This is a genomic window from Nocardioides astragali, from assembly GCF_024436375.1.
GTDB lineage: Bacteria > Actinomycetota > Actinomycetes > Propionibacteriales > Nocardioidaceae > Nocardioides > Nocardioides astragali.
Genome location: NZ_JAFMZM010000002.1, coordinates 761,418 through 775,808 on the forward strand (window position 1 = coordinate 761,418; position 14,391 = coordinate 775,808).

The window sequence follows — 14,391 nt, forward strand, 5'->3', positions numbered from 1 at the left end:
GTCGGTTCCTCCGCTGGCAGTAACTCCTGGGGAAGGGCCCGCCCGGGTGTCGGTGGATCTGACAACCACAGCGGTGGAGTTACAACAGAGACAGTTCAAGGTAAGCCCGTGGGTTCGGGTTGTCCATCGTCGTATCGGCGTGTCGCAACCCTCAACCTCAGGTTGAGGGTCAGGGTTACACGTGGGACTAGTGTGACTCGAAGTCGTCGGGCGAGACGTGGTCGAGGAACTCGCGGAACCGCTCGACCTCGTCCTCCTGCTCGGCGGGGACCGCGAGGCCGGCCTCGTCGAGCACCGCTTCCGCGCAGACGATGCGGGTGCCGGTGCGCAAGGCCAGGGCAATGGAGTCGGACGGGCGGGCGCCGACCTCGGCCCCACTCTCGAAGACCAGCTGGGCGAAGAAGATGCCGTTCTGGATGTCGACGATCCGCACCTCGTCGAGGCGCTGGCCCGTCGCGGCGAGCACGTCGCGCAGCAGGTCGTGGGTCAGCGGTCGCGGCGGCGTGACGCCCTGCTGGGCGAACGCGATGGCGGTGGCCTCGACCGCACCGATCCAGATCGGGAGGTAGCGCTCCCCCGTCACCTCGCGCAGCAACACGATCGGCTGGTTGGAAGGCATCTCGACGCGGACACCCACGACGTCCATTTCGCGCATGCCCCCAGCCTACTCAGCAACCCTGATGTGGATCAGCCGCGGTCGAGGCCGACCTTCACCAACGTCGCGTGCAGTCGTACGGACAGCGCGGCGATCTCCGACGTGGCGTCCTCGGCACGGCCCCGTGCGGCGGCGTCACGACCGCGGGCCAGGGGGGCGACGACCTGCTGGACCAGCCCGACCTCCCGATCGGCCGCGGTCTTGAACGCGCGCAGGTGACGCGGCTCGAAGCCGAAGTCGGCCAGCTCCCGGGCGGTCTGGGCGACGACGAGCGCGTCGCTGTCGAAGTGTCCCGTGCCGGTGCGGGCACTGATCAGGCCGTACTGCTCCAGCTGCGAGAGCAGCTCCTCGGAGATGTCCGCGACCTTGAGCAGCTCCCGCCTCGAGAGCCGCAGGTCGCTGGTGCGGCGGAACGACTCCGGGCTGGGGAGGCCGTCGGAGCTGAGGGCGACCTTCGGCACGGTCGGGACCACCGACTCGATGGCCGGCGGCTCGAGGCCGCGATCGATCGCGTCGAGGTGGTCGCCGATGACCTTGAGGGGAAGGTAGTGGTCGCGCTGCATCAGCAGGATGTAGCGGAGCCGTGCGATGTCGTCACCGGAGAACTTGCGGTAGCCGGCGGCGGTGCGCTCGGGCTTGACCAGGCCCTGGTCCTCGAGGAAGCGGATCTTCGGGATGGTCACACCGGGGAAGTCGGGGCGCAGCTGGTCGAGGACCTGCCCGATGTTGTAGCGGGCGCCACGACTCGCAGCCGATGACGTCGAGGCACTCACGGATCAGCTGACCGGGTGGGAGGAGAAGAACACCAGGCGGTACTTGCCGATCTGCACCTCGTCGCCGTCGTTGAGCTCGACGGAGTCGATGCGATCGCGGTTGACGTAGGTGCCGTTGAGGCTGCCCACGTCGCTGACGGTGAAGCCTGAGCCGGAGCGGCGGAACTCCGCATGCCGACGCGAGACCGTGACGTCGTCGAGGAAGATCTCGCTGTCGGGGTGGCGGCCCGCGCCGACCACGTCCGTGTCGAGAAGGAACCGGCTGCCGGCGCTGGGTCCGCGCTGCACCACCAGCAGGGCGTGGCCCTCGGGGAGTGCGTCCACCGCGGCGGCGTCGACCGCGCTCAGCTGGCGGTCGGAGGACTCGCGCTGGTCGGGCACGCCGAAGGTGATCGTCGCAGTGCTCTCGGCCGGCGTGGCACCGGTGTCTTCCCCACCGAGCAGCTTGGTGCCGCACTGGGCACAGAAGCGGGCATCGTCAGGGTTCTGCTTGCCACAGGCGGTGCAGAACGGCATGGAAACTCCTCGACAGATCGACACCCAACCCTCAGCCGAGGGTTGAGGTTGACGGTTCCTCCGAACCTACCAGCCTCGCGATGAGGCGCGGCGGCCATTGGGCTCGCGTCGGACTCGGGTCAGGGACTCGGGTCAGGGACTGGGTCAGGACGGGGTTCTCAGCCGTCGAGGCCGGCCTGGTACGCGGCGGCATCCATGAGCCCGTCGACCTGGTCGGGGTCGGACACGCTGACCTCGAACAGCCACCCGGCCTCGTAGGGGTCGCTGTTGACCAGCTCCGGGGTCGAGTCGAGCGCGGTGTTGGTCGCCACGACCTCGCCGGAGACCGGGGCGTAGATGTCGCTGACGGACTTGGTCGACTCGAGCTCGCCGCAGGTGTCGCCCGCGGTCACGGTGTCGCCCACCTGCGGCAAGGAGACGTAGACGATGTCGCCGAGCGCGCCCTGCGCGAAGTCGGTGATGCCCACCCGGACCGAGCCCTCGGCGTCGCCGGGGCTGCGGACCCACTCGTGCTCGCTGGTGTACTTCAGGTTCTCCGGATACACGTGGGACTCCTCGTGCTGCTCGTGCTGCGGGGCTGGGACTGCTCGGCAGGCTACTGGCCCGCGCCGAGCTCCGCATACTCAGGCCGTGGCGCCTCGCGGACGCTGGTGATCTCCACTGACTCCAGGTCCTCGATCGTGACGGTCGCCCCGTCGAGGGACTGCAGCGTCTCGACCGGACCGGTCGAGAAGGTGAGCGCGGTCCGGAGGATGTGGGGGTCGCCGATGACGTCCAGGACGTACGGCGACTCGAGCAGCTGGCCGTCGAGCTCGATCCCGCCGACGGCGTCCTCGAACGAGCTGTCGGCCCCGAGCCGGATGGAGTCGTTGAACTCCATGGCCTCGGCACCCGCGGTGCGCAGCTCCTGGATGGTGTCGAGCAGGGAGCCCACGCTCACCTGGCTCGTCGACTCCGTGATCGTCACCCGCAGCCCCTGACCCGAGACCGGCACGAGCCCGGCGATGATGTTGAGGGTGCGCACGCGTTGCTGGGCCTCGTCCAGCGCCGCCGACCGCGCCTGGCTCTCGTCCAGCAGCTCGTCGCGGCGGGCCTCCAGCCGGTCGACCTCTCGACGGGCCCGCTCGGCGGTGCCGGTGAGCCCGTCGAGCACCTGGATGAGCTCGCTCTCGCGCAGGCCGGCATAGGTGTCGTTGGCCGCGGTGTCGCGGACCTGGACGACGGAGGCGAAGCCGAGGACGGCCAGCAGCACCGCGACCACGGCCTGTCGGCGCGAGGGACGCAGGAGGGCCGCCAGCAGCCTGTCGCGCCCTGGATCTTCCTCGCCCGGAGGGCCGGCGGTCGAGCCGTGCTTCGATCTGTCCCGCGGAACGGGTGTGCGGTCAGGCATGGAACACGTGCCTGCGGATGGCCGCAACGTTGGAGAAGATGCGGATCCCGAGCACGACGACCACGCCGGTGGTCAGCTGGGCGCCGACACCGAGCTGGTCGCCGAGGTAGACGATCGCCGCGGCGATCACGACGTTGCTGACGAAGGAGACGACGAAGACCTTGTCGTCGAAGATGCCGTCGAGGTAGGCGCGCAGGCCACCGAAGACCGCGTCGAGCGCCGCCACCACGGCGATGGGCAGGTAGTTCTGGAGGCTCAACGGGACGTCAGGGGCGAAGACCAGCCCGGCGATGATGCCGAGCAGCAGGCCCAAGGCGGCAATCACGGCGCGCTTCCCTCTCCTTCGGTGACGCCTTCGGGATCGGCGTTCAGCTCGATCACATCACGCAGCGCCCGTTCCGGCGCGGCCGGCAGGCGGATGTCGTCCACATTCTCAGGGGTGTAGAGGAATCCCAAGCCGTTGACGAGGGCGAACCACTCCTGTCCCTGGCTGGTCTGGAGCAGGCGCGCCTGCAGGGTCCTGGGATCACCGATGGCCTGCACGACGTAGGGGGCGATGACCGGTCGTCCGTTGACGTGGATCGCGCGGTTGGTGTTGCGGATGCCGCCCAGGACGTTGATCCGCTGGTCGTTGATGGCGATGGCCTCCGCGCCGGCCTCCCAGAGGCCGTCCACCAGGATGGCGAGGTCCTCGTCGCGGATCTCGTTGTCCACCTCGGCGCCTGGCCGGTTGTCGACGGTGATGCGCACCCCCGGGCCCTCCACGGCGGCGTAGCCGGTGTTGAGCTCGGCCCGACGCACCCTGGACCGGATGTCGTCGAGCTGGGCCTGCAGCCTGGTGCTGGTGCTGGCTGCCGCCTGGTTGGACTGGGTGAGCTCGGCCACCCTGCGCTGGATGTCGCCGAGCTGGTCGGACCGGGACTCGATCTGCTCCACCAGCGCCGCCCGGCTCAGCTCGTTGACCTCTGCCTCGCGGTCGGTCTGCACCGCCACGATCGCGGCCATGACCCCGAGTGCCGCGACGGCGATCACGCTGGCCCAGTGTGGTTGCGAGGGCTGCGTGGGCGCCTTGCCCGCCACGACACGCTGCTGCGCCACGTGGGCGTAGTCCTCGTCCATCGACCGGGCCGTGATCAGGGTCAGCAGGGGCGTCGTCACGTGCTCGGGGAGCTCGCGCTCTCGTGTGTCAGCCATGGTCGGTCGCCGGCGACGTACGCCGTGGTGTGTCGCGCAGGAGCGCCCGCACCTGCCACGCGTAGAGCACGCCGGCCCACCAGTAGAGGCCGATCCCCCACCAGGCGAAGGCCCAGCCGAAGTTGCGGGCCAGTGTCGCCACGACGCCGGTGCCCTCGCCGAGCAGCAGCAGCGGGAACGCGTAGAGCAGGTTGAACGTGGCCGCCTTGCCGAGGAAGTGGACCGGAAGGGCGGAGAAGCCCCGGGTGCGCAGGAACGGGACCAGCCCCCACAGGAACAGGTCACGCAGCGGCAGGGCGATGGCCACCCACCACGGGATGATGTCGCGCAGGTAGAGGCCGATGACGACCGCGAGGATGTAGAGCCGGTCGGCCACCGGGTCGAGGATCTCGCCGAGGCGGGAGAACTGGTCGAGGCGCCGGGCCAGCCAGCCGTCGAGGAAGTCGGTGAACCCCGCGACCATGAGCACGACGAGCGCGATGGCGTCCGCCTCCGGGCCGAGGACGAGCCACAGGAAGACGGGCACACCGGCGAGCCGCACCACACTGATGATGTTGGGCACGGTCCAGACGCGGGTCGCTTCCTCGGACACGATCAGACCCTACCCAGCGCTCAGAGGTCCGCGGCGGACACATCGTGGTGCGCCGCGTCGCGGATCTCCCCCACGAGCTCCTCGAGCACGTCCTCGAGCGTGACGAGCCCGACGACCGTGCCGTCGCGATCCACGACGCGGGCCATGTGGGCGCCCTTGACCTGCAGGCTCTCCAGCGCGTCGTGGAGCAGGTCGTCGGGGTGGACCGAGGCGAAAGGACGGATCCACTTGTCCTCGATCACCCGCGACCGGCGGTCGTCGTCGGACTCGAGGGCGTCCTTGATGTGGAGGTAGCCCAGGAGGGTGCCGTCCTCGGCCGCAACCGGGAACCGGCTGAACCCGGTCGACGCGCACAGCGCCTCGACATCGGCCACGGTCGAGCCGGGAGCGACGGTCGCCAGGGTGTCGGGGGTCATCAGGATCGACCCGACGGACTTCTCGGTGAACCCGAGGGCGCCGGCGAGGCGGTCGTACTCCTCGGCCTCGATGAGGCCCTCGCCGCGCGACTCCTCGACGAGGGCGGCCACCTCCTCGCGCGTGAAGCTCGAGTGGACCTCGTCCCTGGGCTCGATCCTCAGCAGTCTCAGTACGCCGTTGGCCGCCATGTTCATGGCGGCGATCACCGGCCGGAGCACGGTGACGATCGCCATCATCGGCGGGCTCAGCACCAGCGCCGCGCGGTCGGGCCCGGCGAGGGCGATGTTCTTGGGCACCATCTCGCCGAGCACCACGTGGAGGTAGACCACGATCGACATCGCGACCACGAACGAGACGGGGTGCAACAGGTCGTCGGGGATCCTCGCCTGGTGGAACAGGGGCTCGAGCAGGTGGGCGACCGCCGGCTCCCCGACGGCACCGAGGCCCAGCGAGCAGATGGTGATGCCCAGCTGGGCACCCGCCATGACGAGCGAGATGTTCTCCATCGCACGCAAGGTGGTGCGGGCGGCACGCGAACCCGCCTGCGCTCGTGGCTCGATCTGGCTGCGCCGGGCCGAGAGCAGGGCGAACTCGGCTCCCACGAAGAAGGCGTTGAGGGCCAGCAGCACCACCGCCAGGCCCACGCCGAAGAGGTCACCGCTCATCGTCGGCATCCTCTTGCTCTTCCTCGTGCTCCGGAGCCACGACGCGCAGGTCCAGACGATCGATGCGCAGGCCGTCCATCCGCTCCACGGTGAGCGTGACCAGCCGCTCGCGCGGGTCGTGGGGATCGCTCCGGTCGGGCACCGCGACCTCGATGCGGTCCCCGGGCTCGGGGATCTTGCCGAGCTGGCGCACGACCAGCCCCGCGACGGTGTCGTAGTCCTCGTGGTCCGGGAGCTCGATATCAGTGGCGTCCTCCACCTCGTCCGGGCGGAGCAGGCCGGAGAGGGTCCAGCTGCCGTCGCGACGCTGCCTGATGCGCGCGCCGAGGCGATCGTGCTCGTCGGAGATGTCGCCGACGATCTCCTCCACCACGTCCTCGAGCGTGACGATGCCGGCGTGGCCGCCGTACTCGTCGAGCACGATGGCCATCTGGAAGCCGTCCTGGCGCAGCAGCGCGAGCAGGGGGTCGAGGCGCAGGCTGTCGGGCACGACGACGGGCTTGACCATGACGTGCTTGATCCTGGTGGTCGCCCGCTCGTGCACCGGGACCGCTACGGCGTGCTTGACGTGCACCGTGCCGACGACGTTGTCCTCGGCGTCGAGCACCGGGAAGCGTGAGTGCCCGGTCTGGCGGGCCAGGTCGATGACCGACGACACGCGGTCGCCGTCCTCGACGGTGGTGGTGCGCACGCGCGGAGTCATGATCTCGCTGGTGGTCCGGGTGCCGAACTCGACTGAGCGCTCAACCAGCTCCGCGGTCTCGGGGTCGAGCGTGCCTTGGTCGGCGGACCTCTGCACCAGCGACGCCAGCTCCTGGGAGCTGCGGGCCGAGCGGAGCTCCTCCTGGGGCTCGATCCCCAGTCGGCGCACGATCAGGTTGGCCGACCCGTTGAGGGCCCGAATCGGCCCACGCGTGAGCGCCGTGAAGCCGCGCATGAATCCCTGGGTGTTGCGAGCCGTCTGCAGCGGCCGGGCGATGGCGATGTTCTTCGGCACCATCTCGCCGAAGATCATCGTGACCACCGTGCCGATCGCCAGGCCGAGGCCGAGGGACAGCGGGGTGACCACGCCGTCAGGCAACCCAGCGGCTGCCAGCGGGTCGTCGATGAGATCCGCGATCGCAGGCTCGGCGAGGAATCCGATGGCCAGGTTGGTGACGGTGATCCCCACCTGGGCGCCCGAGAGCTGCGTCGACAACGAGCGCAGCGCGATCTGCACGCCGCGTGCACCGTCGTCGCCCTCGGCCGCCGCTCTCTCGACGCTCGGCCGGTCGACGGTGACGAAGGAGAACTCGGCCGCGACGAACAGTCCGCAGGCAGCCACGAGGGCCAACGAGACAAGCAGGAGCAGCAACGGGGTCACGACACGCGCCGGGTGTTCAGTGCGGTCGTGCGGGGACTTTGACTGTCGTCCATAGTCGGCGCGGGGGTTCCTTGTCTCGGCGTCGGCGAAGCCACAGACTACCGGTCCCAGCCATCTCGACCACACTCGTCGTGTCGCTTTGGGGAGGGGCACCCGGGCCACCTACTGTGTGCCCACAGCGGGGCGAGTCACGAGGACCCTCCGGTCCCGGGCGGGGGAATGACCTAGATGCGTGCGTGGGCTCAGTCGATCACGGCTGCGTTGCTGGTCGTGCTCGTCGCCACCCTCGCCACCGTCACCGCCAACGGTGACTCGAGCCGCACCGAGTCGGTGCGGATGGTGCAGACGACGCAGAACCCCAACGGGGCCACGCAGTCCGCGGCGGCGCCTCGCCCCAACCTGGTGTTCGTCCTCACCGACGACATGCGCGACGACGACCTCGCGCACATGCCGATCACGCAGCGGCTCCTCGCCGACCGGGGCATGGAGTTCACGGACGCGATATCCCCCCACCCGCTGTGCTGCCCTGCCAGGGCCCAGCTCGCCACCGGCCAGTACGCGCAGAACAACGGGGTCCAGCACAACCGCGGGGTCCACGGCGGCTTCCCGGCGCTCGACCCCACGCGCGAGGCGAGCTCCTGGTTCCGCGACAGCGGCTACCGCACCGGCTTCGTCGGCAAGTTCCTCAACGGCTACGGCCCCCGCGACGTACGTCCGTCCGGCTGGTCGCGGTGGGACGCGCTGACCCAGGGCGTCTACGACTACGTCAACTTCTCGATGACCGGTGACGGCCGGCCGCGCCGCTACACCGACAGCTACGTCACCTCGGTCATCGAGGACCACACCAACCGGGCCGTGCGCGACTTCGCCGCCGCCGGTGACCCGTTCGTGGTCTACGCCTGGCACCTCGCTCCGCACTACCGGATCACCCCCGAGGGCGGTCGCGGCCTGCCGCCCGCCGCCCCGCAGGACCGTGACCTCTTCCGGGACGCGCGGCCGGCGTCCTTCGACGACCCGGCGTTCGACGAGAGCGACGTCGCCGACCAGCCGGCCTACCTACGTCGCCTCTCCCCCGTCTCGCCCGTCTCCCGCGCCGGGATCCGCGAGGAGAACACCGCACGCCTGCAGTCCCTCCAGGCCGTGGACCGGGCGATCGGTTCCCTGGTCGAGACGCTGGAGGCCGAGGGCGTCCTCGACAACACCTACATCGTCTTCTCCTCCGACAACGGCTACTCCCTCGGCGAGCACCGCTTCGTCGGCAAGGACGTGCTGACCGAGGAAGCTCTGCAGGTGCCCCTGCTGGTGCGCGGTCCGGGCATCGCCGCGGCGTCGACCTCTGACCTGCCGGTCACCCTCGTCGACCTGCCTGTCACGTTCGCCGCGCTGACCGGGGTCTCGCCCCGCTGGCAGGTCGACGGCACGTCTCTGGCACCGACCCTGTTCGGCGACGAGCAGTCCTTCCGCGACACCACCCTCATCCAGACCGGTCGCACGCTCGGCGACGGGTGGTCGCACCGCGGCGTACGCACCGAGCGCTACCTCTACGGCACCGACGGCACCGACGCCTTCCTCTACGACCTGCTGGTCGACCCCGACGCTATGGACAACCGGATCGACGACCCGGCCTACGCGTCGGTGCAGGCCGCCCTCGAGCTGCGGCGCTCCGAGCTGGTGGACTGCGCCGGCTGGACCTGCAACCAGGTGTTCGGGCCGCTGCCCGAGCCCGCCTCCACTCTCGCCAAGGTCCGCTCCGACTAGCCCTCGACGCCGGTCGCCTGGTGCGGCGCGCCGACGGGCTTGCTCTCCGGTGAACCGCGCTGGCGGAGGTAGATGGAGTGGACGGCCATCGCGCCGACCGCCAGGAACTCGCTCTGCCAGTTCTCGGCGACGTCGACCACGAAGTCACTGGACGCGACTCAGGTGCTCCAGCGGATGGCGTCGAAGTGCTCGGCGGTCTGGGTGGCATTGAACTGGTGCCACCCCACCAAGGACTGGCCGACGAGGCTGATCACGAAGATGAGGCCGGAGAAGAGGCTGAGGGAGTTCTCGCGGACGAAGGTCCGCATCACACGTGCCTCACGGCGAGGACGAACATCAGCACCAGGCCGACGAGCATCGTCATCACGTAGGCGACGAACACGGTGCGCATGTCAGGACACCTGGATGCTGCAGTCGTAGGGATGCCCCGGGACGGGCGTTCACGCTGCCGCGACGACCAGCCACTCCCCGTCGAACCGCGAAAGGAAGACGGTGTCGCTCTCGAACCGGGCCTGAGCCATCGTGTCGAACACCTCGACCGTTGGCGGCGCACCCCCGCTCCCAGGTCCTCCTCGAGGACCGCCGCGTCGCACGACTGGCCGCTGGACTGCTCCAGCTCGCTGCGTGCTCCTGCGTGCCTGAGCATCCGGCAAGCAGCGGACCATCACGAGCGCGAGTGGCGCTGCCCGACCGGCAGTTCATGGTGCTTCCAACCATGAGCGGCTCGGGCGCCCGCTTCTTGAACGCCCGAGCCTTGGTCGCTCATGTGCTCCGGAGCACGTGAGGACCTGTCTGCGGGTACCCTCCTACCGGAGGGTGATGCACGGGTCACGTGGGGACGTCGGGGTCCCGTGACGACGGCTACCTGAGATCTGTCACGAGAGGGAGCTTCATGGTGGTCGCCGAGCCCGAACCGGAGTCTGTCGTCCGGGCCGCAGCAGCCGTGCACGCGCAGCCGGACCGTTCGGCCACGCTCGCGGAGATCGTGTGCCAGGCGCAGCGTTGCCTGCCGGAGTTCGAGCACGTGAGCGTCTCCCGGATCCGCCGCGACGGCTCTCTCGAGACACTGGTCGCGGGCACCGATCTGGCGCGGTCGTTCGACGCGGTCCAGTCCAGTGCCCGGCAGGGGCCGTGCATCGAGGCCACCGATGAAGACCTCGTCGTCGTGCGTGACGCGCGGCACGAGCAGCGCTGGCCGGACTACATCGGTCAGGCCACGAAGCTCGGGCTGCTGTCGCAGATCGGCGTACGACTGCGCAGTGACGCTCACGGCGTCATCTGCCTCAACCTGCACTCCACCACCCACGCGGACATCGACGCCGGCTCGGTCGGTGTCGCGGAGCACTTCGCCGTCCACGCCGGCCTGGCCCTCGGCCATGTGCTGAAGGAGGAGCAGCTCAGCACAGCGATCGGCACCCGCACCGTCATCGGAACCGCGGTGGGCATCATGATGGAGCGCTACGGCATGACCCAGGCGGCCGCGTTCAGCTTCCTCGTGCGACAGGCCAGCACCGAGAACCGCAAGGTCCGGGTGATCGCCAGCGAGGTCGTGGGTGAGGTGGAGGACGCAGCGCGTGACGGCCGTGGGCGCCGCATCGAGGCCGTCGACGGCAACCGTCTCGCGCCCCCGGGGACGGGGACACCCCAGCCGTGACTGCGGCCCCCGTGCGCCGGGTCTACGTCGACATGGTGGGAGACCTGTTCCACGCCGGCCACGTCTCGCTCCTGCGGGAGGCGCGGCGCCACGGCGACTGGCTGGTCGTCGGGGTGCTGTCAGACGACACCGCGGCGTCGTACAAGCGCCGGCCGATCATGACCCTGTCCGAGCGGGTCGCCGTGATCGAGTCCTGCAGGTACGTCGACGAGGTGATCGCCGACGCCCCCTTCCGCGTGACCCAGGACTTCCTGGCCGAGCACGCGATCACCACCGTGGTGCACGGTGACGACCTGTCACCCGAAGGGGCAGAGTCGATCTACGGCCCCGCCGTGGAAGCCGGCGGCTACGTCGCCGTGCCACGCACCGGCGGCATCTCGACCACGGAGCTGATCCAGCGAGTGCTCGACAGCCCGCGGTCCTGACCGCAGCCCGACAGGCGCGGCCCACGTCCTCCCGGACGACTCATCATGCCGAGATCGCAGCGGTCAGGGTCTGTACGAGCTCGTGCACGAGGTCTTCGGCGGGGCGCGCGAAGGGAGCCGACTCGTCGGAGAGAAGCGACCCGATGGTCCCGAACATGCACCATCGGACCCGCCACGCGACGTCCCCGAACGGCAGATGGGGCAGCTCCGCCTCCAGGTGCGGACGGAACGCGTCAGCCACCGGAGCGAAGTGAGCCGCGACCGTCGCCGTGACGAAGTCACTGGGACGCGTGTAGATGGCGCCGATCAGCCGGGCCCGGCCCGGTGACTGCCCTTCCAGCTCATGCGCAGTCTCGATGTCGGGGCGGATCAGTGCCTCCACCAGCTGGGACACGTTCGGCCGACCGGCCGACACGGCCTCAGCAAGGAGGGCGCGACGTCGCGCGTTCAGGGGAACCAGGATGCGATCGAGCACCGCCTCCGCGAGAGCCTGACGACCGCCGAAGTGGTAGTGCACCGCGCCGGTGTCGACCCCCGCTTGACGCATGATCCTGCGGAGCGAGCCGCCGTCGAACCCGGCGCCTGCGAACTCGGCTTCGGCCGCATCCAGGATCGCGCTGACGCGTGCGCTAGCCATGCTCGAGGACTCGCTTCAAGGCGGCGAGGTCCTTCCTCATGGCGCGCTGCATCGCGATCCGCATGAACGGCGCGACGAGTCGCGAGAACCCGTTCGGCGTGCCCCGATTGCGAAGCGTCACTCGGGTGGTGCCGTCCGGCATCGACACGTAGCCGTAGCTGGTCTCCATCGGGAACGGCCCTTCAGCCGTCCGCATCACCAGCCGCTCGACCGTCTGCTCGACGACTGCATACGTGTAGCGAAGCTCCCGGCCGAGGAAGTGCGCGACGAACGCCAGCTCAGTCCCGACCTGCAGTGGCCCTGGCGTCTTCCACTCCACCTCGGAGATGTTCGCGTACCACTCCGGAGCGTGCCACGGATCGCTCGCGTAGTCCGCCACGACACCGACCGGACGGCGGATGACCTCGGTCACCGCGACGTCGATCATCGGCCGCTCCGCATGTTCAGTCATACGACTGAATCTCTCAGTCGCATGACTGAATGGCAAGCGCCCCGGCCGAGACGGTTGCCCGACGGCACAAGATCACCCCGTCGCTCACCACACGATGTGACGACCACTCACCACATCCGCTCCTAGCTTGCAGTCATCAAGACAGGTTCCGGCCACGATCAGCAACCGCCTGGACCTCACGAACTTTGGAGACGGACATGACCACCACCGCACCCGAGACCATCGCCTGGCCCACCGCTCAGGTCATGAGCGCTCCGCGTAGCAAGACCCAGCCGTCGAGCGGCTCCCGGCCCCAGCCGAGCGAGTCGATCCTCGAGGACGCTGTCCTCGCCCGGCTCGTCCAGCAGGGCATCCGCGACCTGGCCAGGCACAGCAGCGCCTACGCGGCAGCGATGGCCAACAAGCCGGGCGCCCGCTTGGCGCACCACGTCGCAGTCGGGTACGTCGGACAGCTCAGCGAGAGCGGGCGTGCTGCCCTGGCGGACCTCTACCGCCTGACCCAAGCCGCGCTGACCGTGGAACCAGGCCTCGACACGAACACCTTCGTCGACCGAGTCACGGGACGCCGCGACCCTCGCCAGGACCACGGTGCTGAACAGCCGCTTCACCGGCGCTCAGCGAGCAGCTCGCGGGCGCCACACCGTCAGGACCCCGCGCTCGTCGCCGTCGTGCGTCGCACGGCCTGACGTGCGCTCGGGGCTCGCTTGGGGTGGGCGCGACTCGGCGGTCTCACGCGGTGGCCGGGAGAGATCCTGACGCCGATTCCCACACCTCACGGAGCCGGTCCGGTCCGAACGCCGCCCAGGCTGCGGCTCGACCGCTCCGGAGATGGCGCACCGACCAAGTCATCTGTCACCTTCTCGTGCAGCAGCCCCTCAACCCCAGCGCGACCATTCGTGTCCTCGACGGTTTCGCCCTGACCGACCAGGCGGCTGCTCACGTGCCACAGCCGTGCCGCGGTGGCCTCGTCGTAGCTGCGAGCCGAGGACGGTTTGGGCTGGGAGTTCGCGAAGAAGCGACCCGTGACCCTCTCGAGCTCGTGTGCTGATGCCAGGTGGATGGACGTGGCAGCCCCCCGCGCGGGCGACTTCATGAGCGGTCGCAGGAACGGGACAAGCCACCGCTGGACGAGGGCGGGATCCGCGGCGCCAAACGATGTGTTCACTACTCCCGGGTGTAGGGCGTTGGCCGTGATGTCAGTGTTTCTCAGGCGCCTGGCCAGCTCGTAGGTGAACAAGACGTTGGCGAGCTTGGACTGGTTGTAGGCCCGAGCGCCGGAGAACGACTGCTCGCCTTGGAGGTCGTCGAAGTCGATGCGCCCGATTGCCTGCGCGTTGGAGGCGACCGTGACGACTCGTGCACAGGCGCTCACCTTCAGCCGATCGAGAAGCAGGTTCGTGAGCAGGAAGGGAGCCAAGTGGTTGAGAGCGAACGTGTGCTCAAGGCCGTCGACGGTGACCCGCCGGGTGTTCCAGTAGCCTCCGACGTTGTTGACCAGCACGTCGATTCGGGGAAGTGCGTGTTGGACCTCGTCAGCCAGGCGCCGTACCTCGGACTGTGAGGACAGATCCGCGACGAAGGTAAGCACCTCGCCGCGGTGGGCGTCACGGATGTCCCGAGCGGCCGCGTGGACGCGCTGCGGATTGCGACCGGTGATCGCGACGCGTGCGCCCATCGCGGCCAGGCCCAGTGCGGTTGCCTTACCGATGCCAGCGCTGCCACCGGTGATGAGCACGGTCTTGCCGGTCCTCGGCCTTCTGCGGTTCTGCTCCATGGCGTTGCTCCTGCAGTATCTCGGGGCCCGTATCTGTCGGGCGCGGGACTGGCCCGCGGGTTCCAGCTGTGGTGCATCTCAGGGGCGGGGCTGGTGGACGTCAGCACGCTCCAGATCTCGCGAGGGT

18 protein-coding genes and 1 pseudogene are annotated in these 14,391 nt (G+C 69.4%); 4 read left to right on the plus strand and 15 right to left on the minus strand.

All coding sequences use genetic code 11. The features are described from left to right. Positions 1-187 precede the first annotated feature (187 nt). The 10 genes from J3P44_RS08495 to J3P44_RS08540 all read right to left on the minus strand — a co-directional run bounded on the left by J3P44_RS08495 (position 188) and on the right by J3P44_RS08540 (position 7,565). A complete protein-coding gene (locus J3P44_RS08495) occupies positions 188-655 on the minus strand; it encodes a bifunctional nuclease family protein (protein WP_255889870.1) in 468 nt (155 codons plus the stop codon). Positions 656-687: 32 nt separating this feature from the next. Then, complete coding sequence (gene ftsR / locus J3P44_RS08500) at positions 688-1,428, minus strand: transcriptional regulator FtsR (RefSeq protein WP_255889871.1); 741 nt, start codon at positions 1,426-1,428, stop codon at positions 688-690. Positions 1,429-1,431: 3 nt separating this feature from the next. After that, a complete protein-coding gene (locus tag J3P44_RS08505; protein WP_255889872.1) occupies positions 1,432-1,944 on the minus strand; it encodes a zinc-ribbon and FHA domain-containing protein in 513 nt (170 codons plus the stop codon). Between the two features lie 158 nt (positions 1,945-2,102). Continuing rightward, positions 2,103-2,489 carry a glycine cleavage system protein GcvH gene (gcvH, locus tag J3P44_RS08510; protein WP_255889873.1) on the minus strand — a complete coding sequence of 129 codons (387 nt, stop codon included), beginning with the start codon at positions 2,487-2,489 and terminating at the stop codon, positions 2,103-2,105. A 50-nt stretch (positions 2,490-2,539) separates the two neighbouring features. Further along, positions 2,540-3,334 (minus strand): DUF881 domain-containing protein, encoded by a 795-nt coding sequence (locus J3P44_RS08515; RefSeq protein WP_255889874.1) that lies wholly within the window; start codon positions 3,332-3,334, stop codon positions 2,540-2,542. After that, positions 3,327-3,659, minus strand: a complete 333-nt coding sequence (locus J3P44_RS08520) for a small basic family protein (protein ID WP_255889875.1) — start codon at positions 3,657-3,659, stop codon at positions 3,327-3,329. The genes J3P44_RS08515 and J3P44_RS08520 overlap by 8 nt, the downstream gene beginning before the upstream one ends. Continuing rightward, the gene (locus tag J3P44_RS08525; RefSeq protein WP_255889876.1) at positions 3,656-4,528 is read right to left on the minus strand and encodes a DUF881 domain-containing protein; all 873 of its coding nucleotides are present in this window, start codon (positions 4,526-4,528) and stop codon (positions 3,656-3,658) included. The genes J3P44_RS08520 and J3P44_RS08525 overlap by 4 nt, the downstream gene beginning before the upstream one ends. Continuing rightward, entirely contained in the window at positions 4,521-5,120 is a 600-nt protein-coding gene (gene clsA, locus J3P44_RS08530; RefSeq protein WP_372496509.1) for a cardiolipin synthase ClsA, read from the minus strand. The genes J3P44_RS08525 and clsA overlap by 8 nt, the downstream gene beginning before the upstream one ends. 20 nt (positions 5,121-5,140) lie before the next feature. Continuing rightward, positions 5,141-6,202, minus strand: coding sequence for a hemolysin family protein (locus J3P44_RS08535; protein ID WP_255889877.1), 1,062 nt, complete (start codon positions 6,200-6,202; stop codon positions 5,141-5,143). Continuing rightward, a complete protein-coding gene (locus J3P44_RS08540; RefSeq protein WP_255889878.1) occupies positions 6,192-7,565 on the minus strand; it encodes a hemolysin family protein in 1,374 nt (457 codons plus the stop codon). Before J3P44_RS08540 ends, J3P44_RS08535 begins: the two co-directional genes overlap by 11 nt. Before the next feature lie 228 nt (positions 7,566-7,793). On the opposite strand from J3P44_RS08540, the gene J3P44_RS08545 reads away from it, so the two are divergent. After that, a complete protein-coding gene (locus J3P44_RS08545) occupies positions 7,794-9,323 on the plus strand; it encodes a sulfatase family protein (protein WP_255889879.1) in 1,530 nt (509 codons plus the stop codon). Here the strand turns inward: J3P44_RS08545 and J3P44_RS08550 are convergent. Both J3P44_RS08550 and J3P44_RS08555 read right to left on the minus strand, forming a co-directional pair. After that, positions 9,320-9,469, minus strand: a pseudogene (locus J3P44_RS08550) (DUF6766 family protein); the annotation flags it as partial. The gene J3P44_RS08545 and the pseudogene J3P44_RS08550 overlap by 4 nt on opposite strands. Before the next feature lie 12 nt (positions 9,470-9,481). After that, positions 9,482-9,631, minus strand: a complete 150-nt coding sequence (locus J3P44_RS08555; RefSeq protein ID WP_255889881.1) for a DUF6766 family protein — start codon at positions 9,629-9,631, stop codon at positions 9,482-9,484. A 584-nt stretch (positions 9,632-10,215) separates the two neighbouring features. Between J3P44_RS08555 and J3P44_RS08560 the strand changes: the two genes are divergently transcribed. Both J3P44_RS08560 and J3P44_RS08565 read left to right on the plus strand, forming a co-directional pair. Continuing rightward, positions 10,216-10,977 carry a GAF and ANTAR domain-containing protein gene (locus J3P44_RS08560; RefSeq protein WP_255889883.1) on the plus strand — a complete coding sequence of 254 codons (762 nt, stop codon included), beginning with the start codon at positions 10,216-10,218 and terminating at the stop codon, positions 10,975-10,977. Next, a complete protein-coding gene (locus J3P44_RS08565) occupies positions 10,974-11,402 on the plus strand; it encodes an adenylyltransferase/cytidyltransferase family protein (RefSeq protein WP_255889884.1) in 429 nt (142 codons plus the stop codon). Before J3P44_RS08560 ends, J3P44_RS08565 begins: the two co-directional genes overlap by 4 nt. A gap of 43 nt (positions 11,403-11,445) precedes the next feature. Here J3P44_RS08565 and J3P44_RS08570 read toward each other — a convergent pair whose 3' ends face one another. Both J3P44_RS08570 and J3P44_RS08575 read right to left on the minus strand, forming a co-directional pair. Further along, positions 11,446-12,039, minus strand: coding sequence for a TetR/AcrR family transcriptional regulator (locus tag J3P44_RS08570; protein WP_255889885.1), 594 nt, complete (start codon positions 12,037-12,039; stop codon positions 11,446-11,448). After that, on the minus strand, positions 12,032-12,490 hold the full coding sequence (locus J3P44_RS08575; RefSeq protein WP_255889886.1) for an SRPBCC family protein: 459 nt from the start codon (positions 12,488-12,490) through the stop codon (positions 12,032-12,034). Before J3P44_RS08575 ends, J3P44_RS08570 begins: the two co-directional genes overlap by 8 nt. Positions 12,491-12,687: 197 nt before the next feature. Between J3P44_RS08575 and J3P44_RS08580 the strand changes: the two genes are divergently transcribed. Then, entirely contained in the window at positions 12,688-13,176 is a 489-nt protein-coding gene (locus J3P44_RS08580) for a hypothetical protein (protein ID WP_255889887.1), read from the plus strand. 86 nt (positions 13,177-13,262) lie between these two features. Here J3P44_RS08580 and J3P44_RS08585 read toward each other — a convergent pair whose 3' ends face one another. Next, positions 13,263-14,264, minus strand: a complete 1,002-nt coding sequence (locus J3P44_RS08585; RefSeq protein ID WP_255889888.1) for an SDR family oxidoreductase — start codon at positions 14,262-14,264, stop codon at positions 13,263-13,265. Positions 14,265-14,391: the final 127 nt, after the last annotated feature.

What these genes read in the sequence shown, in the direction of transcription:
- J3P44_RS08495 (WP_255889870.1), bottom strand. Translation starts at nt 655, where the DNA reads ATGCGCGAAATGGACGTCGTGGGTGTCCGCGTCGAGATGCCTTCCAAC.
- J3P44_RS08505 (WP_255889872.1), bottom strand. Translation starts at nt 1,944, where the DNA reads ATGCCGTTCTGCACCGCCTGTGGCAAGCAGAACCCTGACGATGCCCGC.
- J3P44_RS08515 (WP_255889874.1), bottom strand. Translation starts at nt 3,334, where the DNA reads ATGCCTGACCGCACACCCGTTCCGCGGGACAGATCGAAGCACGGCTCG.
- J3P44_RS08525 (WP_255889876.1), bottom strand. Translation starts at nt 4,528, where the DNA reads ATGGCTGACACACGAGAGCGCGAGCTCCCCGAGCACGTGACGACGCCC.
- J3P44_RS08535 (WP_255889877.1), bottom strand. Translation starts at nt 6,202, where the DNA reads ATGAGCGGTGACCTCTTCGGCGTGGGCCTGGCGGTGGTGCTGCTGGCC.
- J3P44_RS08545 (WP_255889879.1), top strand. Translation starts at nt 7,794, where the DNA reads ATGCGTGCGTGGGCTCAGTCGATCACGGCTGCGTTGCTGGTCGTGCTC.
- J3P44_RS08555 (WP_255889881.1), bottom strand. Translation starts at nt 9,631, where the DNA reads ATGCGGACCTTCGTCCGCGAGAACTCCCTCAGCCTCTTCTCCGGCCTC.
- J3P44_RS08560 (WP_255889883.1), top strand. Translation starts at nt 10,216, where the DNA reads ATGGTGGTCGCCGAGCCCGAACCGGAGTCTGTCGTCCGGGCCGCAGCA.
- J3P44_RS08570 (WP_255889885.1), bottom strand. Translation starts at nt 12,039, where the DNA reads ATGGCTAGCGCACGCGTCAGCGCGATCCTGGATGCGGCCGAAGCCGAG.
- J3P44_RS08575 (WP_255889886.1), bottom strand. Translation starts at nt 12,490, where the DNA reads ATGACTGAACATGCGGAGCGGCCGATGATCGACGTCGCGGTGACCGAG.
- J3P44_RS08580 (WP_255889887.1), top strand. Translation starts at nt 12,688, where the DNA reads ATGACCACCACCGCACCCGAGACCATCGCCTGGCCCACCGCTCAGGTC.
- J3P44_RS08585 (WP_255889888.1), bottom strand. Translation starts at nt 14,264, where the DNA reads ATGGAGCAGAACCGCAGAAGGCCGAGGACCGGCAAGACCGTGCTCATC.